Genomic DNA, 22,859 nt, shown 5'->3' on the forward strand with positions numbered 1-22,859 from the left:
GGGGAGTCCGTGCCAGTCTGCCCCGGGAGGCTTCTGTGGCTTCTGTGTCGTTCACCCCGCTCGCCGTCGTCACCGGTGCCAGTAGCGGGATCGGTGCCGCCACCGCGCGGCGGCTGGCCGCCGAGGGGTACGAGGTGGTGTTGACCGCGCGGCGGCGGGACCGGATCGAGGCGTTGGCCGAGGAACTGAGGGGCGCCGGACTGCGTGCCCAGGCCCGGCCGTTGGACGTCACCGACCGGGAGGCGGTCGACGCCTTCGCCGCCTCCCTGGCGCGCTGCGACGTGCTGGTGAACAACGCGGGGGGCGCCATCGGACTGGAGCCGGTGGCCGAGGCGGACCCGGCCGACTGGCGCGCCATGTACGAGGTCAACGTGCTGGGCGTGCTCCATCTCACCCAGGCGCTGTTGCCGGCGTTGACCGCCTCGGGCGCCGGGACGGTGCTGGTGGTGACCTCCACCGCCGGGCACGGCACCTACGAGGGCGGGGGCGGTTACGCGGCGGCCAAGCACGGGGCCCGGGTGCTGGCCCAGACGCTGCGGTTGGAGATCGTCGACCGACCGGTGCGGGTGATCGAGATCGCCCCGGGGATGGTGCACACCGAGGAGTTCTCGCTCACCAGGTTCCGCGGCGACCGGGAACGGGCGGCGGCCGTTTACGCGGGGGTGGCGGAGCCGCTGACCGCTGAGGATGTCGCGGACACCATCGGCTGGGCGGTCACCAGGCCGCCGCACGTCAACGTCGACCTGCTGGTGCTGCGGCCCCGGGCCCAGGCGTCCAACAGCAAGGTGCACCGCGGGCCCACGGCGGGCGGGACGCCGGAGTCGTGAACGGGTCGGGGGCGTCGCCAGGGGAGTCGGCCGCGGCGGGCGGCGCGGCGGCTGGGCGACTGCGGCCGGGCACGGCCGAAGAGGCGGGGCTCGACCCGGGGGCGCTCGCCGCACTGGTGCCGTCCGTCGCCGCGTTCCTGGCCGGCCCCGAGCCGGCCTTCGCCGGGTTCGTGGTGCTCGCGGCGCGGCACGGGGTCGTCGCCGTGCACGCGGCCGGCGGGGACGCGGTGCGGTACGCGGAGCGCGGCGGCCAGGTGGTGGAGCTGCCGGCGGCGGAGCGGGTGCCGATGACGCCGGACACCGTCTTCGACGTGGCCTCGCTCTCCAAGCTGTTCACCACGCTGGTGGTGGTCCGCCTGGCGGAGCGTGGGGTGTTGGCGCTGGACGCGTCGATCTCCCGCTGGCTGCCGGGGTTCCCGGCGCTGTCGGTGCGGTCGTTGCTGACCCACACCGGCGGCTGGCCGGCGGAGATCGCCCTGGGCCGCTATCCGGACCGGGCGGCGCGGCTTGCGGCGGTGGGCGCCCAGCCGCCGGAGTACCCGCCGGGCAGCGGCTACCGCTACTCGGATCTGGGGCCGATCGCGCTGGGCGCGCTGGTGGAACGGGCCGCCGGGGCCCCGTTGGACGCGTTGGTGGCCGAGCTGGTCACCGGACCACTGGGCATGGCCGACACCGGCTACCTGCCGTCGGCCGCGCTGCGGGAGCGGTGCGCGGCCACCGAGTACCAGCCGTGGACCGGGCGCGGCATGCTGCGCGGGCTGGTGCACGACGAGAACGCGCACTACCTGGGCGGCGTCGCCGGCCACGCCGGGGTGTTCTCGACGGCCGGCGACCTCGCGGTGCTGGGGCAGACCCTGCTGAACGGCGGGGCCTACGACGGGCGCCGCCTGCTGGGCGAGGGCTGGGTGGCCGAGATGCTGCGGCACCAGCACCCGGAGTTGGGGGCGGCGGCCGCGCGGGGGCTGGGCTGGCAGCTCGACCAGCCCGCGATCATGGGGGAGTTGGCCTCTCCCACGGCCTTCGGGCACGGGGGGTACACCGGCACCAGCCTGGTCGCCGACCCGGCCACCGGGGCCCTGCTGGTGCTGCTGACCAACCGGGTGCACCCGAGCCGCGACCGGGGCACCGACGGCGCTTACCGTCGGGCCGCGGCCGCGGCGTTGGCCCGGGCGGTGCGCGCCGGTCGGTGACCGGCCACGCCGCCCGGGCCCCGGCCGGTCGACGACCGGCCGGGGGTGGTGGGTCAGCCCACCTGGAGCAGGTCGCCGGTGGTGTCGGCACCCGGGTTGCTCACCGCGTCCGGCAGGGCCGCCGAGGTGAGGCCGGCGAGCACGTCGTCCGGCGTGGCGGACGGGTTGTCCGCCAGGTAGAGCGCGGCGGCACCCGCCACGTGCGGGGCCGCCATCGAGGTCCCGGAGATGGTGTTCTCGGCGCTGTCACCGGTGTTCCAGGCGGAGGTGATGTCCTCGCCCGGGCCGTAGATGTCCACGACCGAACCGATGTTGGTGAAGAACGCCGAGCTGTCGTCCGAGCTGCTGGCGGCGACGGTGATCGCCTCGGGGACCCGGGCCGGCGAGGAGAGCGAGGCGTCGGCGCCGTAGTCGTTGCCGGCGGCTATCGCGTAGGTGATGCCGGCGGCTATGGACTCGCTGACCGCGGCGTCCAACACCTGGTCGACGCCGCCGCCCAGGCTCATGTTGGCGACCGAGGGGCCGGTGGCGTTCTCGGTGACCCACTCGATGCCGTCCACCACGGACTGGGTGGTGCCGGAGCCGGAGTCGTCCAGGACCTTGACCGAGACCACCGTGGCGTTCTTGGCGACGCCGTACTCGCTGCCGGCGACCGTGCCGGCGACATGCGTGCCGTGGCCCTGGCCGTCGCTGCCGTCGCCGCCGAAGGAGTCGAAGCCGAACTCGGCGCGACCGCCGAAGTCCTCGTGGCTGTAGTGGATACCGGTGTCGAGGACGTAGACCGTCACACCCTCGCCGCCGTGGTCGGGGTAGGTGTAGGAGTCGTCCAGCGGCAGCTCGGACTGGTCCAGCCGGTCCAGGCCCCAGGAAGGCACCGGGGACTGGGTCCCGCTGACGGTGAACTCCTGGTTCTGCACGACCTCGGCCACCGCCGGGTCGGCGGCCAGGGCCACGGCCTCGGCCTCGGTGGCGGTGATCGCCAGGCCGTTGAGGACCGTGTCGTAGGTGCTGGTGATCTCCGCGTCGTAACGCTCGGCCAGCGCGTCGGCGCTGGCGGACTCGGCGCTGAAGGCACTCTCCTTCAGCACCACCAGGTAGCTGTCGTCGACGGTGCCCGGCGCGTTGGCGTTGGAGATCACGCTGCGGGCGTCGATCTGCGTCTCGCTCGCCGTGGCCGCTGTGGGGAGCAGCACGCCGGCGCCGAGGCCGAGCGCTGCCATGGTGGCCACCGTGGTGCGGGTGATACGCGTCCCTGCCATAGAGGGGTCCTCCTCAGAGGTGAAGCGCGAACATGTGTGGGGGAGATGCTCTGAGTAACGGGCGTGAGCATGACATCTTTGCGCTCATCACCTGTCTCACGAAACCCTCGCCGAATCAGGGGACTTGGGCAAGGGCCCGTGGACGGAAGATGCGTGTTTGTCATGTAAAGATAAAACGCGGAGCGGGTGGTTCGGCCGGAAATGACCGCCTCCGCGCGGCCCGGCCACCCGGCCGCCCAGAGGCGGCGCCCGCCCCGCCGCGCGGCGCGGCGGGATACGCGGTACGGGGCCAGGCGGCCGGAATGGGACAATGACGTGGTCACCAGTTGCCAGAAGGAGAAGTGCCAGCCGTGGCCCAGACCGCAATGGAGACCGACTGGGTCTCCCGACTCGCCGACGAGGTCATCGCCGAGGCGGAGCGTCGCGCTCCGGGCAAACCCGTTGTCTGCGCCTCGGGCCTGAGCCCCTCGGGCCCGATCCACCTGGGCAACCTCCGCGAGGTGATGGTGCCGCACCTGGTGGCCGACGAGATCAAGCGGCGCGGCGTGCCCTGCGAGCACCTCGTCTCCTGGGACGACTACGACCGCTTCCGCAAGGTGCCCGCCGGCGTGCCCGGGGTGGACGAGAGCTGGCAGGAACACATCGGCCGGCCGCTGACCTCGGTGCCGGCCCCGGCCGGCAGCCCGTACGCGAACTGGGCCGAGCACTTCAAGGCGCCGCTGAAGGCGGCCCTGGACGCGCTGGGCATCGAGGTCCGCGGGATCAGCCAGACCGAGCAGTACACGGCCGGCACCTACCGGGAGCAGATCCTCTTCGCCATGCGGGAACGGCGGCGGATCGACGCGGTGTTGGAGCGCTACCGGACCAAGGGCAAGAACGCCCAGGACGCCGCCGCGGCGGCCAGCGAGGACGCCGCGGAGCTGGCGGCCGTCGAGGGCTCGGGCGCCGCGACCGAGGACGACGGCGGATCCGGGAGCAGCGGCTACTACCCCTACAAGCCCTACTGCGGGGTCTGCGGCCGGGACACCACCACCGTCACCGACTACGACGACGAGACCACCGAGCTGCGCTACCTCTGTGCCTGCGGTCACCAGGAGAGCGTCAAGCTCTCCGAGTTCAACCGGGGGAAGCTGGTCTGGAAGGTCGACTGGCCGATGCGCTGGGCCTACGAGGGAGTGATCTTCGAGCCCTCGGGCGTCGACCACCACTCGCCGGGCTCCTCCTGGGTGGTCGGCGGGCAGCTGGTCTCCGAGATCTTCGGCGGCAAGCAGCCGATCGGCCCCATGTACGCCTTCGTCGGCATCAGCGGCATGGCCAAGATGTCCAGCTCCAAGGGCGGGGTGCCGATCCCGGCGGACGCGCTGGAGATCATGGAGGCCCCGCTGCTGCGCTGGCTCTACGCCAGGCGCCGGCCGAACCAGGCGTTCAAGGTCGCCTTCGACGGGGAGATCCAGCGCACCTACGACGAGTTCGACGCGCTGACCCGACGGGTGGCCGCCGGCACGGCCCAGCCGGCCGATCTCGCGGCGTACCACCGCGCCGTGCGCACGGCCACCCGTGAACTGCCCGCCACCGAGCGCCCGCTGCCCTACCGGATGCTGGCCTCCGTGCTGGACATCACCACCGGGGACGAGGAGCAGGCGCTCCGCATCCTGGCCGAGGTCGATCCGCAGAACCCGGTGCGGTCGCTGGACGAGGTGCGGCCCCGGCTGGACCGCGCGGCCCGCTGGGTCGAGACCCAGCTGCCGGCCGAGCAGCGCACCTGGGTGCGGACCGAGCCGGACACCGAGCTGCTGGCCGGTCTCGGCGAGGAGGCGCGCGCCTCGCTGGCGCTCCTGTTGGACGGGCTGGACGAGCACTGGTCCCTCGACGGGCTGACCACGCTGCTGTACGGGGTGCCCAAGATCCGCGCCGGCCTGCCGCCGGACGCCAAGCCGACGCCCGAACTCAAGGTGGCGCAACGGGAGTTCTTCGCGCTGCTCTACCGGCTGCTGATCGGCGGGGAGACCGGGCCCCGGCTGCCCACGCTGCTGCTGGCCGTCGGCGCCGAGCGCGTCCGCCGGCTGCTGGGCGGCTGACGCCGGGGCCGCCCGCGAGGCCGGCCCGAGCCTGATCGCGCCCCTCGACGGCCCGGCCGCCGAGGGGCGCGGCCATGCCATAGGACAGGGCCATGCCATACGGCGCAGCCATGCCATACGACGGCGCCCCGCCGCACGACGGGGCCGTGTCGGGCGGCAGGGCTGAGGGGGGCGGCCGGATGGGCCGGCCGGCGCGGACCCGGGGGCCGCGCCGGGCCGCGCGGCTGGTGCGGCGACAGCGGCCCGGCTGCCTCGGCCGGGGCGGCCGGCTCGGGTGAGGAGGCAGGCCAACGTCACCACCACGGCCAGGACCGGGGCGAGAAGCTGGGGACAGCGGGGCGGGGCGGTGGCTGAGGGCGACATGCGGCTTCCCTTCGGCGCCCCTCGACGGGGCGCACCGTGACTCCTTACGGACAGTCACCATTGTGGGGTGGCTCGCTACCCTCTGTCGTCACCCTTGCGGGTGGTCTCCCGGTGCCCCGAGTTGACGTCCGCCGGTTGACGTCCGCTGCGCCGGCCGCCGGTTGACGGGCCGTCCGGACCGGCCCGGCTCAGACCCCGGTGCCCATCTCCGCGCTGTACCGCTCCCTGAACCCCCGGGTGTACGACCGGAGATACTGCTCGCTCAGCAGGGTGCCGTCGTCGTCGGTGATGGCGAATCGTTCGTGCAGGAAGCGGGAGAGCTGCCGGGCGTTGGGGAAGCTGCCCTGCTCGTACACGTACTGCCGGTAGGCGTCGTAGAAGGCGTCGTTGGGCGGTGCCGCGTCCGGGAGTTGTGCCACGGGGGCCTCGGCCCGGGGGGAGGCGTCCCGCGCCGTCCCGGCCTCCTGGGTCGCCGTGCCGCCGTGGGCGCTGCCCAGAGCGCGCCGGCGTCCCGGCCCGACCGGGACCGTCACCGTGGCCTCCACCGGCTCCGGATGGCCGCCGGCCCCGACCGGCCCCGGGTAGCCGATGTCCGCGACCGGCCCGGCCGCCTCCGCCCTCGCCGCCGCCTCGACGGTCGGCCCGCCGCCCCCGCCGTTCGGCGCGAACTCCTCGGCCGCCGCGGCCGGTTCGGCGCCGTGCGCGGCGCCGCCAAGGCGCGGCCAGGCCGGCGGTTCGACGGCGTCCTCGACCACCTCGGCCGCGCCCGAGCCGTCCTCCGGATGCCGCACCGGCGGGCCGTCCGGCCCGTCGGCCGGCCGCCGTCGCCCCGCCGGCTCCTCCTCGGCGAGCGAGGGGCCGGTCGCCGCCGGTGCGGCCACCGCCTCCTGGCGCGGTTCCGGCCCGGCCGGTGAGCCGGCCGCCGGCTCGGACTCCTGGGGCAGCAGCGCGAAGCGCTGCTGCCCCACGGCCGGCCGGATCCGCGCGGCCCGCAGCCCGGTGTCCGCCGTCTCCCGCAACGGCACACCGTAGCGGGCGAGCTTGAGCGGCATCCTGGCCTCCACCGGCGCCCGCCGCCGCCAGGCCCGGCCGTACTCGGCCCGCAACTGCGCCTGGTAGACGAGCCGGTCCCGCTCCATCCCGATGACCTCCTGGTAGGAGCGCAGCTCCCACAGCTTCATCCGCCGCCACAGTCGGAAGGTCGGTATGGGGGAGAGGAACCAGCGCCACATCCGCACCCCCTCCATGTGCCGGTCGGCGGTGATGTCCGCGATCCGACCGATGGCGTGCCGCGCGGCTTCGACGGTGATCACGAAGAGCACCGGAATGATTGCGTGCATGCCGACGCCCAGCGGATCGCCCCAGGCCGCGGCGCCGTTGAAGGCGATGGTGGCCGCGGTGAGCAGCCAGGCGGACTGGCGCAGCAGCGGGAAGGGGATGCGCAGCCAGGTGAGCAGCAGGTCCAGGGCGAGCAGCACCACGATGCCGGCGTCCACCCCGATCGGGAAGAAGGGGGAGAAGGCGCCGAAGCCCTTGCGTTCCGCCAGGTCGCGCACGGCGGAGTAGGAGCCGACGAAGCCGATGGCGGCGATGACCACGGCTCCGGCCAGCACGATGCCGATCAGAACGCGATGGGCGCGGGTGAGCTTGATCGCGGCCACTGTGGTGCCTCCCCAGAGGTCGCTGACGGGTCCTGGTACCGGGCCAAGACTGGCACACCCGTTCGGCCAGCTGTCCGCCGACCGCGTCAACTCCCCGCTGCGACCGGCCGGTTACCGCTCCCGCCCCGCACGCCAACCCGCACACACCGACCGCCGACCCCTGGGCCCCGCACGCCAGCTTCCGCGCTCCGAGCGCCGGCGCCCGCCCTCCGAACGCGGCCCCGAGAACGCACGCGCCCCCGAGAGGCGGCCCCGGGCGCCACGAGCGCCTCCGCACGATCCCGTGGGGCCGTGCCGCTGCGCCCGCCACCCGGGCGCCGGGCGGCCCCCGTGGTCAGCGGGTCCCGCCCGGCACCGCCGCGTGGCGGTCAGTTGTCGCGCTCGACCTCGGCGCCCTCCGCGCCGTCCCCGCCCTCGCCGGCCCCGTCGGCCCCGTCGGTCTCCTCGGTCGCGTCGGGGTTCTCCTCGGCGTCGCCGCCGTCCTCCTCATCGGCGCTGGCGTCCAGCCGGGTCACGGCCTCCGCGGCGGTGCGGTCGGCCGCCTCCTTGACGTCGCCGGCCCCGGGCGGGTCGTCGCCCTCGAAGCCCGCGCCCGAGTAGTCCAAGGTCAGCACCACATTGCCGCTGCGAACGACCACGCGCTGCTGCTGGTAGTCGTGTTCCGCGTCCCCGGACTCACGGGTGACCTGGTAGGCGACGGAGACCGCCTCGTCGCCCGTCTCGGCCAGCTCCTCGGCGGCCGGCTCGCGGTTGGCCTCGTCGCCGGTGATCTCGTCGACCATCTGCTGGAGGTACGCGGTGGCCCGCTCGTCGCCGCTGCCCACCGCGAGGTCGGAGTCGAAGCGGCGCAGCGAGACGGTGAGCGAGCGGAACTGGTAGTCGTCCAGGCCGCTCCAGAGGCAGGCGCCGGACGTCGTGCTGTTGCTCGACTCCAGCTCCTCGCCCTCCGCCGGGTCGGCCTCCGGCACCACGTCGCCGATGGTGTCCTCGGTCACCAGGGAGCAGGCCCCCGGCAGCTCGGCGAACCTGACCGGCTCCGGGGTCGGGGCCTCGGCCTGGGGCTCGTTGTCCTCCTCGGGAGCCGGGTCGGAGGAGGAGCAGCCGGCGGCGAACAGCACCGGCACGGTGGCCAGGGCCAGCAGGCGGACGGCGCGTCGCGAGGCGTTACGGTCCATGGTTTTCTTCGCTTCCGTTACCAGTCACTCGTTGCTGTGGGGCCCGGTTGTTGCTCCGCCACGGTACGCCCGGGGCGGGGCGGGAGCCCGGAGGGGCGCGGCGGCGTCAGCCGTCCAGGCCCTCGGCGAGCTGCCGGGCCACCGTCTCCGCGCTCCGCTGCGCCTGGGCGCTGTCGGGCGCGGTGTCCGGCAGGGGTGTCGAGATGCTGTAGTGCACGGTGACGATAACGTTCGCGTTGCGGAAGGCGAGTGTCACGTCCCGGCGGCCTCCGGCGTCGTTGCTGGTCAAACGGTCATCGAGAAAAGCGACGTGACCAATGCCATCCAGCTGCCTGGTGTCGGTCGAGGTGCCGTCGCCCAGCGCGGGCGAGCTGTTGTCCGCGTCCGCGTCCGCGTCCGCGTCGGTGTCGGTGTCGGTGTCCGAGCCGTTCTCGGCGATGGTGACGCCGGCCTCGGCGGCCTGGGCCTCGAAGTCGATCTCGGCCTGGTCGTCGTCGCTGACCCGGGGCTCGTAGGAGATCACCCGCTGGAAGTCCACGGTGAGGCGGCGGGTGTCGGAGCCGCTGGCGTACCGCCAGTCGCAGCCGACGCGCCGGCCGGTGTCGTAGGTGGCCATCGGGTCGCCGGCGTAGACCTCCGGCTCGGCGTCGGGCAGCAGCTCGACCAGGGTCTCCTGGCGGACCGCGCCGCAGGGCTCGGGGAGGCCGGAGTAGCGGCCCTGTTGGGCCGCGGTGCGGGCGTCGCCCGCCGGGTCAGCGCCGCCGGTCTCCTCGGTGCCGCCGAGGCCCCCGGAGCAGGCGCCGACTATCAGCGCTATCGGCAGTACGGCACCCGCGACCTTCGCCCCGCCTCGCACCCTTGGCCTCCTCATCGGACTTCTCGCCGTCCGGCGAACGTTCGCAGAGGTCCATGTCTACCGCAGGCGACCGCCAAACGGGTAACCCTCAGCCCGACGGGCGGCGTCCGTCAGGTGCGGGCCGGCCCCCGCCGAAGCTCCCGGACCGGGAGGCCGCGAGGCGGGGGAGAGGGCCTCAGGGCCAGACCAGGCAGTAGGGCTGGTGGCCGGCCTCGTGCAGCCGTCGGGAGAAGTCCTGCCACTCGTTGAGCAGGCGGTAGACGCCGAACGCGTCGTTGGGGCCGCTGCGGTCGGGCACCGTGGACCAGATGAAGGCGGCGGCGCCCACCGTCTCGTCGCCGATCCCGCGCAGCGGGTCCACCACCGTGGTCGGCAACTTGACCACCGCGTAGTCGGGGTGGAGCACCACCAGCTCCAGGGGCGGGACGCGGTGCAGCGGTATCCCCTCGATGCCGGTGAGCACCATGGCGGCCATGGTCTCCGGCTTGATCCGGGTGAACATGCCCTGGCCCAGCTCGTCGCCGCCCAGCTCCTCGGGCCGCATGGAGAGCGGCACCCGGGCGGCGGTGGCGCCGTCGGGGGCGCCGAAGTACTTGTAGGTCACGGACATCCGGCTGCCCCGACCACGCAGGTCCGGCTCGCCGTTCTCCGACTTGCGGCGGTGCCGGCCCCGGCGGGAACGCGCGCGGGGTGAGGGCTCGGGCCCGAGATCCCCGGTCCCCTCGCCGATTTCGCCACCGCGTTGCATGTCACCACCTGACTACTCGCGACCCCGCCGCGCAAACCCGATCATCGTTCCAGACACCTCCCCCCTCAGGCGGCTGCGAAACGCCCTGACACCGAGCTGTGAGGGGCTGATGTCACCATGGACGGCGTGACCCGATCCATCGAAGCTCCAGTCTCGCAGACGCTCTACGACCGTGCGGCCAGTGTGACCCCCGGTGGCGTGAACTCTCCGGTGCGCGCGTTCGGTGCCGTGGGCGGTACGCCCCGGTTCATGGCATCTGGTACCGGCCCGTACCTGACCGACGTGGATGGGAGGGAGTATGTCGATCTGGTGTGCTCCTGGGGGCCGATGATCCTCGGCCATTCCCATCCCGAGGTGCTCGCCGCGGTGCGCGCCGCCGTCGAGCGGGGCACCTCGTTCGGCACGCCGACACCGGGCGAGGTGGAGCTGGCCGAGGAGATCGTGGCCCGGATCGGGCCGGTCGAGCGGGTGCGGCTGGTCTCCTCGGGCACCGAGGCGACCATGTCGGCGATCCGGCTGGCGCGCGGCTTCACCGGCCGGGCCAAGGTGATCAAGTTCGCCGGCTGCTACCACGGCCACGTGGACGCGCTGTTGGCCTCGGCCGGCTCGGGGGTCGCCACCTTCGGGCTGCCCGACACGCCCGGGGTGACCGGCGCCCAGGCCGGCGAGACGTTGGTGCTGCCGTACAACGACCTGGCCGCCGTCGCCGAGGCGTTCGAGGCGCACCCGGCCGAGATCGCCTGCGTGATCACCGAGGCGGTGCCGGGCAACATGGGCGTGGTGCCGCCCGGCCCCGGGTTCAACGCCGGGCTGCGGGAGCTGTGTCAGCGGCACGGCGCGCTGCTGATCTCGGACGAGGTGATGACCGGCTTCCGGATGAGTCGGCAGGGCTGGTACGGCGTGGAGGGCGTCGAGGCCGACCTGTTGACCTTCGGCAAGGTGATGGGCGGCGGCTTCCCGGCCGCGGCCTTCGGCGGACGGGCCGACGTGATGGACAAGTTGGCTCCCTCGGGCCCGGTCTACCAGGCCGGCACCCTCTCCGGGAACCCGGTGGCCACCGCGGCCGGCCTGGCCCAGCTGCGGCTGCTGGACGACGCCGCCTACGCCCGCCTCGACGCCACCTCGGCGCGGCTGCGGGAGCTGGCCGGCGAGGCGTTGACGGCGGCTGGCGTGCCGCACCGGGTGAGCGCGGCCGGCAACATGTTCTCGGTGTTCTTCACGGACGCCGAGGTGACCGACTTCGCCACCGCCAAGGCGCAGCGGGCTCACCAGTACACCGCCTTCTTCCACGCGATGCTGGAGCGCGGCGTCTACCTGCCGCCGTCCGCCTTCGAGGCGTGGTTCGTCTCCACCGCGCACGACGACCGGGCGCTGGAGCGGATCGCCGAGGCGCTGCCGGCGGCGGCGCGGGCGGCGGCAGCGGCCGAGGCGCCGGCGTGACGGACGGCGGCCCCGGGGAACGACGGGCGGAGCGAGCGGTGCGCGGGGCGCGCATATCGGCGGGGTCCAGGACAGCGAGACAGTGAGTGGAGCGATGAGCGGCAACGAGCGAACGACCGTCCATGTGATGCGGCACGGCGAGGTGGCGAACCCGGAGGGCGTGCTCTACGGGCGGTTGCCGGACTTCCACCTCTCCGACCTGGGCCGGCGGATGGCGGACCGGGTGGCCGAGACGCTGGCCGACCGGGACGTGGTGCACGTGGTGGCCTCGCCGTTGGAGCGGGCCCAGGAGACGGCGGAGCCGGTCGCCAAGGCGCGGGGTGTGGCGGTGGCCACCGACGCCCGGCTGATCGAGGCGGCCAACGTCTTCGAGGGCAAGACCTTCGGCATCGGGGACGGCGCGCTGCGCCGCCCGGCCAACTGGCGGCACCTGCGCAACCCGTTCCGGCCCTCCTGGGGCGAGCCGTACGTGGACCAGGCGGTGCGGATGAAGGGCGCGTTGGACGCGGCCAGGGACGCGGCGCTCGGCCACGAGGCGCTCTGCGTCAGCCACCAGCTGCCGATCTGGGTGCTGCGCAGCTGGGTCGAGCGGCGGCGGCTCTGGCACGACCCGCGCAACCGGCAGTGCACGCTGGCCTCGTTGACCAGCTTCACCTACGAGGGGGACCGGATCGTGTCCGTCGCCTACACCGAGCCGGCGCTCGACCTGGTGCCGCGGCATCTGCGGGCGGGGGCCAGGCCGGTCAAGGGCGCCAAGGGGTTCGGCGCCTGAGCGGAGCCGGTGCGCGGTCGGGCCGGGCCGGTCGGAGGGGTCGGCGGCCGGGACAAGGGGGGCGCGAAAGATCGTTCAGGGACGCATGGGAAACTTTTCACATGATCCAGATCCGGGTTGTCAAGAGCGCCGTGGGCCTGGCCGTGGCCAGCCTGCTGACGCTGACCGCGTGCTCCGGCAACGGCGCCGGAGCGTCCGGCGGTGACAGCAACATCGTGCAGGGCACGGGGCAGGTCACCGTCGTCGCGCCGGACGACCGGCAGCCGGTGCCGGTGCTCTCCGGGGAGACGGTGACCGGTGGGCAGCTGAGCCTGGCCGACTACGAGGGCCAGATCCTGGTGCTCAACGTGTGGGGCTCCTGGTGCGCGCCGTGCATCGCCGAGGCGGACAACCTGGTCGCGATCGCCGAGGAGACGGCCGACCAGGGCGTGCAGTTCGTCGGGATCAACACCAGGGACCTCTCCCCGGCACCGGCCGTGGCCTTCGAGGAGGAGCACGGGGTGCCCTACCCCAGCCTCTACGACCCCGACGGGCGGCTGCTGCTGGAGTTCCCCAAGGGGAGCCTCAACCCGCAGGCCATCCCGACCACGTTGATCGTGGACCGGGAGGGGCGGATCGCCGTCCGGCTGCTGAAGGCGCTCACCGAGGACGAGTTGCGGGACGCGCTCGCTCCGGTGATCGCGGAGGGCTGACCCACCCATGGGGTACAACGAGACGGTGCTGAGCGGGGCGCTGCTGCTGGCGCTCCCGGTCGCCCTCTTCGGGGGGCTGGTGTCGTTCTTCTCGCCGTGCGTCCTGCCGCTGGTGCCCGGCTACCTCTCCTATGTCACCGGGGTCGGCGGCGCCGACCTCGCCCAGGCGCGGCGCGGCCGGATGGTCGCCGGCGCCTCGCTCTTCGTCCTCGGCTTCACCGCGGTCTACGTCTCGGGCGGCGCGCTCTTCGGCGGCTTCGGCTCGACGCTGCTGGAGCACCGGGACGTGCTGAACAAGGTGTTCGGCGTCCTCACCATCCTGCTGGGGCTGTTCTTCGTCGGGGCGCTGCCCTGGCTGACCCCGCGCGAGTTCCGGCTGCACACCAGGCCCGCGATAGGGCTGGCCGGCGCGCCCATGCTGGGGATCATCTTCGGCGTCGGCTGGATGCCGTGCGTGGGGCCCACGCTGGCCGCCGTCAACCTGCTGGCGATCAACGAGGGCACCGCCGGGCGGGGCGCGATACTCGCCTTCGCCTACTGCGTGGGCCTGGGGCTGCCGTTCATCCTGGCGGCGATCGCGTTCCGGCGAATGCTGGGCGCGTTCGGGTGGGTGAAGCGCCACTACCGCTGGGTGATGCGGATCGGCGGCGCGATGCTGATGGTCACCGGGCTGCTGCTGGTCAGTGGCGCCTGGGACCGGATGGTGTACGAAATTCAGGTCTGGAGCGTCCAGTTCACCCCGGGAGTCTGAGCCATGACTGAGGAAGGCGCTTCCCGAACCGGCGCCGCGAGCGAGCCGCCGACGGAGCCAGCTCCGCCCGACGGCCCCGACGTTCCCGAGCAGCGGCGGGAGGAGGAGTCCGCGAGCGCGGGCCTGACCACGGCGCCGCTCGACGCGGACCAGCCGGCCGGCCCGGCCGGCACCGCCGTCCCCGGCTCGTTCGCGGGCACGCGCGCCCCCGGAGTGGGTGGCGCGCTCTCCTGGCTGGCGCGCGAGCTGCTCGGCTGGGCGCGCTGGTTCTGGCGGCAGCTGACGTCGATGCGGGTGGCGCTGCTGCTGCTCCTGCTGCTGGCGCTGGCCTCCATCCCTGGCTCCCTGATCCCGCAGCAGCGGGCCGACGCCGCGCTCGCCGACGACTTCCGCCGGCGCAACCCCGGGCTCTCCCAGCTCTACGACCGGCTCCAGCTGTTCGAGGTGTACTCGTCGGTCTGGTTCTCGGCGATCTACCTCCTGCTCTTCATCTCGCTGATCGGCTGCATCCTGCCGCGCACCTGGCAGTTCGTCGGCCAGCTGCGCGGGCGCCCGCCGCGCGCGCCGCGGCGGCTGGACCGGATGCCGGCCTACACCACCTGGCGCACCGCGACCCCGCCGGACGAGGTGCTGGCCGCCGCGCGGCGCCGGCTGCGGCGCCGCCGGTTCCGCACCGACCTGGCGGACACGCCCGGCCGGGAGGGGCAGGTGGCCGCCGAGAAGGGCTTCCTGCGGGAGGCCGGCAACCTCCTCTTCCACCTGGCGCTGCTGGTGATGCTGATCGCCTTCGCGGCCGGCCAGCTGTACCACTCCGAGGGCGGCAAGCTGGTGGTCGAGGGCACCGGCTTCACCAACGCGCTGCCGCAGTACGACGACTTCTCCGCCGGCCAGCTCTACGACGTGGACGAGCTGGAGCGGTTCGGCTTCACCCTGGACCGGTTCCACTACGAGTACAGCCGGGAAGGCATCGACATCGGCACGCCGACCGACTTCCGGGCCGACATCACCTACTGGACGGACGACGGCACCGAGCGGTCCGGCGAGATCGCCGTCAACCACCCGCTCCGGATCGGCGACGCCAAGGTCCGGCTGCTCGGCCACGGCTACGCCCCGGTGGTCACCGTGACCGACGCCGAGGGGAACACCGCCTACCAGGGCCCGGTGCCCTTCCTGCCGCAGGACAACGGCTTCACCTCGACCGGCGTGATCAAGGTGCCGAGCGCGGTCGGCCCGGACGGGGAGCGGGACCAGCTCGGCTTCCAGGGCTTCTTCAACCCCACCTACAACCTGGACGAGGTGCGCGGCCCGCACTCCACCTTCCCCGAGCCCGACCGCCCGATGCTCACCCTGAACGCCTTCCACGGCGACCTGGGCATCTCGGCCGGCCTGCCGCAGAACGTCTACCAGCTCGACACCGAGAACATGGAGCAGCTGACCGACGAGAGCGGCGACCTGTTCCGGTTCGACCTGATGCCCGGGCAGTCCATCGACCTGCCGGACGGCCGCGGCACCCTCACCTTCGAGCGGTTCGAGAACTGGGCCACCTTCCAGATCGCCAGCCGGGAGGGCAACAGCTGGGCGCTGATCGGCGCGCTGGCGGCGATCCTGGGCCTGGTCGGCTCGCTCTTCCTGCAACGCCGCCGGGTGTGGGTGCGGGCGCGGACCGACGCGGAGGGGCTGACCGTGGTCGAGATGGCCTCACTCGGCCGCACCGAGTCCCACCGGGTGCCGGAGGAGCTGGCCGAGCTGGCGGCCGCCCTGCAACCCGACGCCCCGATGGAGCCCGAGCCCACCGAGGGCGACGCCGCCACGGACGCCGGGGGCGACGGCGCCGGGGCCGACGCCGCCGGGGCTGAGGGTGCCGGGGCCGAGGGCGAGACCGCGGGCGGGGCTGACGTCGAGGCCGCCGCGGGGACCGCGGCCGACGCCCGCGGCGCGGCCGGTCCCGAGGGCGACGCCGCCACGGGCGCCGGGGCCGGGGACGCCACGGACCCCGAGACCGTCGCCGCCACGGACGCCGAATCCGCCGACCAGCAGACCGCAGACCCCGACCCGAAGCCGGAAGACCCCGCCTCGTCCGCCGAAGGAGCGCGCTGATGATGCTCGCCGCAGACCAGGGCCTCGCCGATACCAGCAACCTGCTGGTCTACACGGCGATGGCCGTCTACGCCCTGGCCTTCCTGGCCTATGTCGCCGAGTGGATCTTCGGCGGACGCAGCAAGGTGGCCCGTTCCTCGGCCTCGCTGACCGAGGACGCCGAGGGTGCCGCGACCGCCGGGGACGCCGGCGAGGCGGCGGCCGGCGCGGCCGCGCCGGCCGTGACGGTGCGGAAGAACGGCGCCACCAGCGTGCTGGACCGCCCCCGGGTGGTGACCCGCGCGGCCCAGCCGGGCCGGGCCGAGGTGCCGGACGGCCCGGGCGCCGCCGGCGGCGACGAGCGGGGCGACACCTACGGCCGGATCGCGGTCGCGCTGACCTCGCTGGCCTTCCTGATGCACCTCGGTGGCGTGGTGACCCGGGCGATCGCCGTCGAGCGGGGCCCCTGGGGCAACATGTACGAGTTCTCCACCGCCTTCTCGATGGTGGTGGTCGCGGCCTTCCTGATCCTGCTGGTGTGCCGGGTGAACGTGCGCTGGCTGGGGCTGGTCCTGGTCGGCACGGTCCTGCTCGACCTGGGGCTGGCCGTCACCGTGCTCTACACCGAGACCCAGCAGCTGGTGCCGGCGCTGGACTCGATCTGGATGTGGATCCACGTCCCGCTGGCCATCATCTGCGGCGGCCTGTTCTACCTGGGCGCGATCAGCAGCGTGCTCTTCCTGTTCCGGGACCGCTACGAGGCGAAGCTGGCCGCCGGGACGCAGGTCGGGAAGCTGTCCGCCTCCGTGCTGGGCCGGCTGCCCTCCTCGGTCTTCCTGGACCGGCTGTCCTACCGGATCAACGCGGCGGTCTTCCCGCTGTGGACGTTCACCATCGTGGCCGGCGCGATCTGGGCCGAGGTGGCCTGGGGCCGGTACTGGGACTGGGACCCGAAGGAGGTCTGGTCCTTCATCACCTGGGTCGCCTACGCCGGCTACCTGCACGCCAGGGCCACGGTCGGCTGGAAGGGGCGGAAGGCGGCCTACCTGGCCATCATCGGCTTCGTCTGCTTCCTGGTGAACTACTACGGAGTGAACATCTTCTTCAACAGCCTGCACTCGTACTCCGGGGTCTAGCCCCGGTCCCGGGGCCGGCCCGAGCGCCCGGGGACGTCGGAAACGGCGTCCCCGGGCGCTTTTCCACGCCCGCTTCGGAGCCTTTCCGGTGACCCCCGCCACACGCCGAAAAGGCGTACGCGGTCGTTTAGTAGCGGGCTGGGACGAAAGGCCGGGACTTTCGTCCCCTGCGGCCCGGGAATTCGGACCCTTCGGCCGTCGGCTTTCGGTCGGGACCGGCTCGTCCGCGGAAAGTCCAGGTCGGCGGGGCCTGGGCGGAAAGGGCCTCCGCGGGCGGGTGGGACGGCGCCGGTAAAGCGCGCGGCGACGCTTTCCCGAAGCGGTGGTAAGTGGCCGTTCGCGGCCCCTTTCGGCTACGAGGAGGCTTCGTACCTGGGGGTCTTGTCAGGGGTTCCGGGGCGGGTTATCAATGAAGTCGTTCGGCCGATTTGGCCGGATTGCCCCGATTCTTTGAGGTGGACCTCCATGCCGAAGATCACCACGCACCGCATCCGCGAGAACCTCCGTCTGCGCACCCGCGTCGCCACCGTCGCGGCGGCCGGCGTCACCGCGTCGGTCGTCCTCACGGGCGCGGCGGTGGCGGCCGATGGCAACCCCGCCGACGTGTACGCCGCCCACACCGTCTCCGACCTGGTCGGGACCGTCGGCGGCGAGCGCACCGGCGAGCCGGCCGGGGAGCCCGCCGGCGCGAGCACCGAGAAGACCACCGAGCGCGAGCCGGCCGCCGAGGCCGAGCCCACCGCCGAGGACTGGGTGGCGCCGATCGACGGCGACTACGAGCTGTCCGCCACCTACGGCAACAGCGGTGACCGCTGGACCGCCAAGCACAGCGGTCAGGACTTCGCCGTCCCGACCGGCACCGAGGTGCAGAGCGTGCACGGCGGCACCGTGGTCAAGGCCGGCGGCAACGGCGCCGGTGACGGCCCCGCCTACGGCAACGCCGTGGTGATCGAGCACGACGACGGCACCTTCACCCAGTACGCGCACCTCTCCGAGGTGGACGTGGCCGCGGGTGACCGGGTGGAGACCGGCGAGCGGATCGCGCTGTCCGGTAACACCGGCAACAGCAGCGGCCCCCACCTGCACTTCGAGGTCCGCACCAGCGCCGAGTACGGCACCGCCATCGACCCGATGGAGTTCCTGCGGGCCGAGAACGCCAAGGTGTGACGCGGGGGTCGCCCCCCGCACCGGATGACCCGTGACGACGGCCCGGGCGCGCAAGCCGCGCCCGGGCCGTCGTCGGCTGGGCGGGCGGTGGCCGGGCCGGGGCGGCTTGCCAGGGATTACGTAATTACGTAATCTCCGGGTCATGGATGTGGCGGAACTGGCGGAACGGGTGGCCGCGCTGGAGGCCCGGCTCGCGGCGCTGGAAGCCCGGGAGGCGCCCGCGCCCGCGGCTGGGGCGACGGAGGCCCCGGAGCCCACGGAGCGGGCGCATGGCGGCGACTTCTGGGCCCTGGAGGGCCTCAAGAGCCGGCTGCGGGACACCGCCCCGGACGGCGGCGTGCTCTTCACCGGCGCGGTCCGGCTGCCCACCGACGAGCGGTACGAGTGGCAGTACGGCCAGGCCCTGGAAGCGCTGCTGGACGCCGACTGGGCGCTGACCGCCGAGTCCCTCGCCGCGCTCGGGCACCCGGTGCGGCTGCGGTTGCTCCGCGCGGTGCTCGCCGGCCGCCGCACCGCCGGCGAGCTGGCCGAGCTGCCCGAGACCGGCACCACCGGCCAGATCTACCACCACCTGCGGCAGCTCGCCGCGGCCGGCTGGCTGACCAGCGCGGGCCGTGGCCAGTGGCAGGTGCCCCCGGTGCGGGTCGTGCCGCTGCTGGTGGCCGTCACCGCCGCCCGCCCCTGACCCCCCGGGCCCCGCGGCCGCCCCGCCGGGCGGCGAACGGCTCACCCGCGACGGAGGAGACGAGAGCCCCGTGCCACAGACCGAGCACCGGCCCACCGCCCGGCCCACCGCCGGCCCCCGGGCGGCCGGGCCGCCACCGCGCCGGCTGCGCCGGACGCTGGTCCGGCTGGGCCGGGCCTGCTGGCTGGTCTTCCTCGCCTACCTGCTGATCGACCTGGCGACCGGCCGGCTGCCCTGGCTCGGCGGCTGGCTGCCGATCGGCGCCGCGCTGGCCAGCCAGCTCGCCGCCGCCCTGGTCGGCCGCCGGGACGAGCGGCCGGACGCCGCGCCCCGGACCGTGCGGCCCCCGGTGACCGGCACCTGGTCCGCGCTGAACAGCCCGGCGGACCGGGTGCCGAGCCACGGCACCCGCGCCTACGGCCAGAGCCACGCCATCGACGTGGTCGCCGAGGTCGGGCCGGGCGCGCCAGGACCGCCCCGCCCCGGCTTCGGCTGGTGGCCGCCGGCCCGGCGCAACGCCGCGTTCCCGGGCTTCGATGCCCCGCTGCGCGCCGTCGCCGACGGGGTGGTGGTGCGGGCCACCGACCGGCAGCGCGACCACCTCAGCCGGAACTCCTGGCCCGCCCTGCCCTACCTGCTGGCGGAGGGCGTGCTGCGGGACCTGTTCGGCGCCCGTCGGGTGATCGGCAACCACCTGGTGCTCGATCTCGGCGGGGGCACCTACGCGCTCTACGCGCACCTGCGGCGCGGATCGCTCGCCGTGCGCCCCGGAGACCGGGTGCGCGCCGGTCAGCTGGTGGCGCGCTGCGGCAACACCGGCAACTCCTCGGAGCCGCACCTGCACTTCCAGCTGATGGACCACCCGGTCCCTGACGTGGCCAGCGGGCTGCCGTTCCGCTGGGCGGGCGTCGGGGTCCCGGCGGCCGGGACCTGGTTCACCGTGCCGGCCGACGACGCCGAGCCGGCCGACGCCGGCACCCCCGCCCCGGAGGCCGGCGCGGGCGGCGAGGCGCCCCCGGGACAGCGCTGAGGCCGGCGCCTCCAGGGCGCCGGCCTCGGTACGCGCGGTGTGCGGGGCGGCTACTGCTTGCCGCCGCCGGCCGGCGGCTCGGGCGGGGTGCCGGGGCCCTCGTCCCCGTCGCCGCGCTGCCGCAGCTCGTCCTCGCGCCGGCGCAGGTCCTCTTCCCAGTTCTCCAGCAGCTCCTTGTCCTGCTCGCTCTGGCCGCGGTCCCGCTCGTCGTTGAGCGAACGGAGGAACTCGGGGTTGTCGTCGGGCGCGACCCACCCGCCGCTCCCGCGCCGGGCGGCACCGCCGCGCGCGCCGCGCTTGCGGCCCACCAGGATCCAGGCGAGCGGACCGATGACCCAGGCCAGGGCGATCAGCGCCAGCCAGACCAGCTTGGGCAGGTGGCGTACTTCCTCGTCCTTGGAGCTGATGCAGTCAACCAAGGCGTAGATGGCCAGTGCCAGCGGTACCAGAAACAACAGCACCCGCAGCATGGTAGTCCCCCAGGGCGAGATGGCGTGGGCGCGGAGCGCAACCCCTGACTAAGGCCCAGGGTAATGCGTCCGGAATACTGAGGCCCATGGCATACGACGACCTTCGTGCCCTGCTGAAGGCCCTGGAGAAGGACGGCGACCTCAAGCGGGTCAAAGCCGAGGTCGATCCCCATCTCGAAGTGGGCGAGATCACGGATCGGGTGAACAAGGCGGGCGGCCCCGCACTGCTCTTCGAGAACGTCAAAGGCTCCGACCTGCCGCTGGCGATGAACGTCTACGGCACCGACCGCCGGCTGCTGAAGGCCCTCGGCCTGCGCTCCTACGAGGAGATCAGCGAACGCATCGGCGGCCTGCTCAAGCCGGAGCTGCCCCAGGGCTTCGTCGGCTTCCGCGAGGCGTTCGGCAAGCTCGCCACGATGACCCACGTGCCGCCGAAGAAGGTCAAGAGCGGTCCGGTGCGGGAGGTCGTGCTCCGCGGCGACCAGGTCGACCTGGAGCGGCTGCCGGCACTCTTCACCTGGCCCAAGGACGGCGGCTCGTTCTTCAACCTGGGACTCACCCACACCAAGGACCCGGAAACCGGGGTGCGTAATCTCGGGCTCTACCGGCTCCAGCGCCACGACAAACGCACCATCGGAATGCACTGGCAGATCCACAAGGACAGCCGGAATCACTATCAGGTGGCCGCCCGCCGGGGTGAGCGACTTCCCGTCGCCATCGCGTTCGGCTGCCCGCCGGCCGTCACCTATGCCGCCACCGCGCCGCTGCCCGGCGATATCGACGAATATCTCTTCGCCGGATTCGTGGGCGGTCGGCGCGTCGAATTGGTGGACTGCGAGACGGTGCCGCTCCAGGTGCCGGCCGCCGCCGAGGTGGTGCTGGAGGGCTGGCTGGAGCCGGGCGAGACGCTGCCCGAGGGGCCGTACGGCGACCACACGGGCTTCTACACCCCGCAGGAGCCGTTCCCCGCGCTCACCATCGACTGCGTCACCATGCGCCGCAAGCCGATCCTCCAGTCCATCGTGGTCGGCCGGCCGCCCACCGAGGACGGGCCGCTGGGCCGGGCCACCGAGCGGTTCTTCCTGCCGCTGCTGAAGGTGATCATCCCGGACATCGTCGACTACCACCTGCCGGAGAGCGGCGGCTTCCACAACTGCGCGATCGTCTCGATCGACAAGAAGTACCCGAAGCACGCGCAGAAGGTGATGTCGGCGGTCTGGGGCGCCCACATGATGTCGCTGACCAAGCTGGTCATCGTGGTGGACGCCGACTGCGACGTGCACGATCCGCGGGACGTCGCCTGGCGGGCCCTGGGGAACGTCGACTACGCGCGCGACGTGCTGCACGTCGAGGGGCCGGTCGACCACCTGGACCACGCCTCCTACCAACAGTTCTGGGGCGGCAAGGCGGGGATCGACGCCACCGCCAAGTGGCCGGAGGAGGGCTACACCCGGGACGGCGGCTGGCCGGAGATGATCGTCTCCGACCCGGCCGTCGTGGACCGGGTGACGAAGCGCTGGAAGGAGTACGGGCTGTGACGGCGGTGTCCTCCCCGGCCGGCGCGCCGGCGGCGGGACGCGGCCGGGTCCGGGCCTTCCTGCGGCTGGTGATGATCGAGCACTCGGTCTTCGCGCTGCCCTTCGGCTACATGGCGGCGCTGACCGCCATGTTCCTGGACGACGGCACCGTGCAGTGGCTGACCCTGCTGCTGGTGACCGTCGCCATGGTCGGGCTGCGCACCTTCGCGATGGCGGCGAACCGGGTCATCGACCGGGAGATCGACGCCCGCAACCCGCGCACCGCCGGCCGGGAGCTGGTCACCGGCGCCGTCTCGGTGCGCACCGCCTGGGTGGGCGCCGGCGTCGCGCTGGCCGTCTTCCTCGGCGCCGCCGCGCTGCTCAACCCGCTCTGCCTGGCGCTGGCCCCGCTCGCCGTGGTGCCGATGGTGGTCTACCCGTACGGCAAGCGGTTCACCGACTACCCGCACGCCATCCTGGGGCTGGCCCAGGCGATGGGCCCGGTCGGCGGCTGGCTCGCGGTCACCGGCAGCTGGTCCTGGGACGCGGTGCTGCTCGGCTCGGCCGTCGGCCTGTGGATCGGCGGCTTCGACCTGATCTACGCCTGTCAGGACGTGGCGTCCGACCGGGCCGGCGCGGTCCGCTCGGTGCCGGCCCGGTTCGGCGTGGCCGGCGCCCTGCGCGGCGCCCGGGTCTGCCACCTGCTGACGCTGGGGCTGTTCGCCTGGTACGCGGCGGCCAGCGGCGCCGGGCCACTGCTGTGGGTGGGGCTGCTGGTGGTCGCCGCTGCCTTCTGCTACGAGCACGCCATCGTCCGGCCGGACGACCTCAGCCGGCTCAACCGGGCGTTCTTCACGGTCAACGGCTTCGTCGGGATAGCGCTGTTCGGCTTCGCCCTGCTCGATCTGGTGGCCCGCGGGCTGACGTTCTGAGCCCCGCGGGCCGGCGCCGTCGTGGCGGCGGGCG

20 protein-coding genes are annotated in these 22,859 nt (G+C 73.7%); 14 read left to right on the top strand and 6 right to left on the bottom strand.

Translation table 11 applies throughout. From position 1 onward, the window contains the following. Positions 1 to 35: 35 nt before the first annotated feature. Positions 36 to 827 (top strand): SDR family NAD(P)-dependent oxidoreductase, encoded by a 792-nt coding sequence (locus RM844_RS29185; RefSeq protein ID WP_311670421.1) that lies wholly within the window; start codon positions 36 to 38, stop codon positions 825 to 827. Beyond that, positions 824 to 2,017, top strand: coding sequence for a serine hydrolase domain-containing protein (locus RM844_RS29190; protein WP_311670422.1), 1,194 nt, complete (start codon positions 824 to 826; stop codon positions 2,015 to 2,017). The genes RM844_RS29185 and RM844_RS29190 overlap by 4 nt, the downstream gene beginning before the upstream one ends. Positions 2,018 to 2,070: 53 nt before the next feature. Here the strand turns inward: RM844_RS29190 and RM844_RS29195 are convergent, their stop codons facing one another. Beyond that, positions 2,071 to 3,276, bottom strand: a complete 1,206-nt coding sequence (locus RM844_RS29195) for a S8 family peptidase (protein WP_311670423.1) — start codon at positions 3,274 to 3,276, stop codon at positions 2,071 to 2,073. Positions 3,277 to 3,641: 365 nt separating this feature from the next. Between RM844_RS29195 and lysS the strand changes: the two genes are divergently transcribed. Further along, on the top strand, positions 3,642 to 5,354 hold the full coding sequence (gene lysS / locus RM844_RS29200) for a lysine--tRNA ligase (protein ID WP_394814627.1): 1,713 nt from the start codon (positions 3,642 to 3,644) through the stop codon (positions 5,352 to 5,354). Between the two features lie 551 nt (positions 5,355 to 5,905). Here lysS and RM844_RS29205 read toward each other — a convergent pair. From RM844_RS29205 to RM844_RS29220, 4 genes are all read right to left on the bottom strand, one after another. Further along, the gene (locus RM844_RS29205) at positions 5,906 to 7,378 is read right to left on the bottom strand and encodes a DUF2637 domain-containing protein (RefSeq protein ID WP_311670425.1); all 1,473 of its coding nucleotides are present in this window, start codon (positions 7,376 to 7,378) and stop codon (positions 5,906 to 5,908) included. Between the two features lie 368 nt (positions 7,379 to 7,746). Next, on the bottom strand, positions 7,747 to 8,553 hold the full coding sequence (locus RM844_RS29210) for a DUF3558 domain-containing protein (RefSeq protein ID WP_311670426.1): 807 nt from the start codon (positions 8,551 to 8,553) through the stop codon (positions 7,747 to 7,749). A 106-nt stretch (positions 8,554 to 8,659) separates the two neighbouring features. Then, complete coding sequence (locus tag RM844_RS29215; protein ID WP_311670427.1) at positions 8,660 to 9,409, bottom strand: DUF3558 domain-containing protein; 750 nt, start codon at positions 9,407 to 9,409, stop codon at positions 8,660 to 8,662. 175 nt (positions 9,410 to 9,584) lie between these two features. Next, the gene (locus RM844_RS29220) at positions 9,585 to 10,157 is read right to left on the bottom strand and encodes a hypothetical protein (protein WP_311670428.1); all 573 of its coding nucleotides are present in this window, start codon (positions 10,155 to 10,157) and stop codon (positions 9,585 to 9,587) included. A 117-nt stretch (positions 10,158 to 10,274) separates the two neighbouring features. Between RM844_RS29220 and hemL the strand changes: the two genes are divergently transcribed. The 9 genes from hemL to RM844_RS29265 all read left to right on the top strand — a co-directional run bounded on the left by hemL (position 10,275) and on the right by RM844_RS29265 (position 19,906). Next, on the top strand, positions 10,275 to 11,597 hold the full coding sequence (gene hemL, locus RM844_RS29225) for a glutamate-1-semialdehyde 2,1-aminomutase (RefSeq protein ID WP_311670429.1): 1,323 nt from the start codon (positions 10,275 to 10,277) through the stop codon (positions 11,595 to 11,597). A 94-nt stretch (positions 11,598 to 11,691) separates the two neighbouring features. After that, positions 11,692 to 12,369 (top strand): histidine phosphatase family protein, encoded by a 678-nt coding sequence (locus tag RM844_RS29230; RefSeq protein ID WP_311670430.1) that lies wholly within the window; start codon positions 11,692 to 11,694, stop codon positions 12,367 to 12,369. 101 nt (positions 12,370 to 12,470) lie between these two features. Further along, positions 12,471 to 13,061, top strand: coding sequence for a TlpA family protein disulfide reductase (locus RM844_RS29235; RefSeq protein ID WP_311670431.1), 591 nt, complete (start codon positions 12,471 to 12,473; stop codon positions 13,059 to 13,061). A gap of 7 nt (positions 13,062 to 13,068) precedes the next feature. Further along, entirely contained in the window at positions 13,069 to 13,812 is a 744-nt protein-coding gene (locus RM844_RS29240) for a cytochrome c biogenesis CcdA family protein (protein ID WP_311670432.1), read from the top strand. A gap of 3 nt (positions 13,813 to 13,815) precedes the next feature. Continuing rightward, positions 13,816 to 15,909 carry a cytochrome c biogenesis protein ResB gene (gene resB, locus RM844_RS29245; protein ID WP_311670433.1) on the top strand — a complete coding sequence of 698 codons (2,094 nt, stop codon included), beginning with the start codon at positions 13,816 to 13,818 and terminating at the stop codon, positions 15,907 to 15,909. Then, positions 15,909 to 17,024 (top strand): c-type cytochrome biogenesis protein CcsB, encoded by a 1,116-nt coding sequence (gene ccsB / locus RM844_RS29250; RefSeq protein ID WP_311670434.1) that lies wholly within the window; start codon positions 15,909 to 15,911, stop codon positions 17,022 to 17,024. The genes resB and ccsB overlap by 1 nt, the downstream gene beginning before the upstream one ends. Before the next feature lie 465 nt (positions 17,025 to 17,489). Further along, complete coding sequence (locus RM844_RS29255; RefSeq protein ID WP_311670435.1) at positions 17,490 to 18,191, top strand: M23 family metallopeptidase; 702 nt, start codon at positions 17,490 to 17,492, stop codon at positions 18,189 to 18,191. A 142-nt stretch (positions 18,192 to 18,333) separates the two neighbouring features. Further along, complete coding sequence (locus RM844_RS29260) at positions 18,334 to 18,876, top strand: ArsR/SmtB family transcription factor (protein ID WP_311670436.1); 543 nt, start codon at positions 18,334 to 18,336, stop codon at positions 18,874 to 18,876. 145 nt (positions 18,877 to 19,021) lie between these two features. Next, a complete protein-coding gene (locus RM844_RS29265) occupies positions 19,022 to 19,906 on the top strand; it encodes a M23 family metallopeptidase (protein WP_311670475.1) in 885 nt (294 codons plus the stop codon). Between the two features lie 50 nt (positions 19,907 to 19,956). Here the strand turns inward: RM844_RS29265 and RM844_RS29270 are convergent, their stop codons facing one another. Next, the gene (locus tag RM844_RS29270; RefSeq protein ID WP_311670437.1) at positions 19,957 to 20,376 is read right to left on the bottom strand and encodes a PLD nuclease N-terminal domain-containing protein; all 420 of its coding nucleotides are present in this window, start codon (positions 20,374 to 20,376) and stop codon (positions 19,957 to 19,959) included. Between the two features lie 86 nt (positions 20,377 to 20,462). Between RM844_RS29270 and RM844_RS29275 the strand changes: the two genes are divergently transcribed. Beyond that, positions 20,463 to 21,914 carry a menaquinone biosynthesis decarboxylase gene (locus tag RM844_RS29275; RefSeq protein WP_311670438.1) on the top strand — a complete coding sequence of 484 codons (1,452 nt, stop codon included), beginning with the start codon at positions 20,463 to 20,465 and terminating at the stop codon, positions 21,912 to 21,914. After that, entirely contained in the window at positions 21,911 to 22,825 is a 915-nt protein-coding gene (gene mqnP, locus RM844_RS29280; RefSeq protein WP_311670439.1) for a menaquinone biosynthesis prenyltransferase MqnP, read from the top strand. Before RM844_RS29275 ends, mqnP begins: the two co-directional genes overlap by 4 nt. Positions 22,826 to 22,859: the final 34 nt, after the last annotated feature.

Origin of the sequence: Streptomyces chisholmiae (genome assembly GCF_031845445.1) — a bacterium.
GTDB classification, from domain to species: Bacteria; Actinomycetota; Actinomycetes; order Streptomycetales; family Streptomycetaceae; genus Streptomyces; species Streptomyces chisholmiae.

What these genes read in the sequence shown, in the direction of transcription:
- RM844_RS29230 (WP_311670430.1), top strand. Translation starts at nt 11,692, where the DNA reads ATGAGCGGCAACGAGCGAACGACCGTCCATGTGATGCGGCACGGCGAG.
- hemL (WP_311670429.1), top strand. Translation starts at nt 10,275, where the DNA reads ATGGACGGCGTGACCCGATCCATCGAAGCTCCAGTCTCGCAGACGCTC.
- lysS (WP_394814627.1), top strand. Translation starts at nt 3,642, where the DNA reads ATGGAGACCGACTGGGTCTCCCGACTCGCCGACGAGGTCATCGCCGAG.
- RM844_RS29260 (WP_311670436.1), top strand. Translation starts at nt 18,334, where the DNA reads ATGGATGTGGCGGAACTGGCGGAACGGGTGGCCGCGCTGGAGGCCCGG.
- RM844_RS29235 (WP_311670431.1), top strand. Translation starts at nt 12,471, where the DNA reads ATGATCCAGATCCGGGTTGTCAAGAGCGCCGTGGGCCTGGCCGTGGCC.
- RM844_RS29195 (WP_311670423.1), bottom strand. Translation starts at nt 3,276, where the DNA reads ATGGCAGGGACGCGTATCACCCGCACCACGGTGGCCACCATGGCAGCG.
- resB (WP_311670433.1), top strand. Translation starts at nt 13,816, where the DNA reads ATGACTGAGGAAGGCGCTTCCCGAACCGGCGCCGCGAGCGAGCCGCCG.
- RM844_RS29240 (WP_311670432.1), top strand. Translation starts at nt 13,069, where the DNA reads ATGGGGTACAACGAGACGGTGCTGAGCGGGGCGCTGCTGCTGGCGCTC.
- RM844_RS29270 (WP_311670437.1), bottom strand. Translation starts at nt 20,376, where the DNA reads ATGCTGCGGGTGCTGTTGTTTCTGGTACCGCTGGCACTGGCCATCTAC.
- RM844_RS29210 (WP_311670426.1), bottom strand. Translation starts at nt 8,553, where the DNA reads ATGGACCGTAACGCCTCGCGACGCGCCGTCCGCCTGCTGGCCCTGGCC.
- ccsB (WP_311670434.1), top strand. Translation starts at nt 15,909, where the DNA reads ATGATGCTCGCCGCAGACCAGGGCCTCGCCGATACCAGCAACCTGCTG.
- RM844_RS29255 (WP_311670435.1), top strand. Translation starts at nt 17,490, where the DNA reads ATGCCGAAGATCACCACGCACCGCATCCGCGAGAACCTCCGTCTGCGC.
- RM844_RS29220 (WP_311670428.1), bottom strand. Translation starts at nt 10,157, where the DNA reads ATGCAACGCGGTGGCGAAATCGGCGAGGGGACCGGGGATCTCGGGCCC.
- RM844_RS29275 (WP_311670438.1), top strand. Translation starts at nt 20,463, where the DNA reads ATGGCATACGACGACCTTCGTGCCCTGCTGAAGGCCCTGGAGAAGGAC.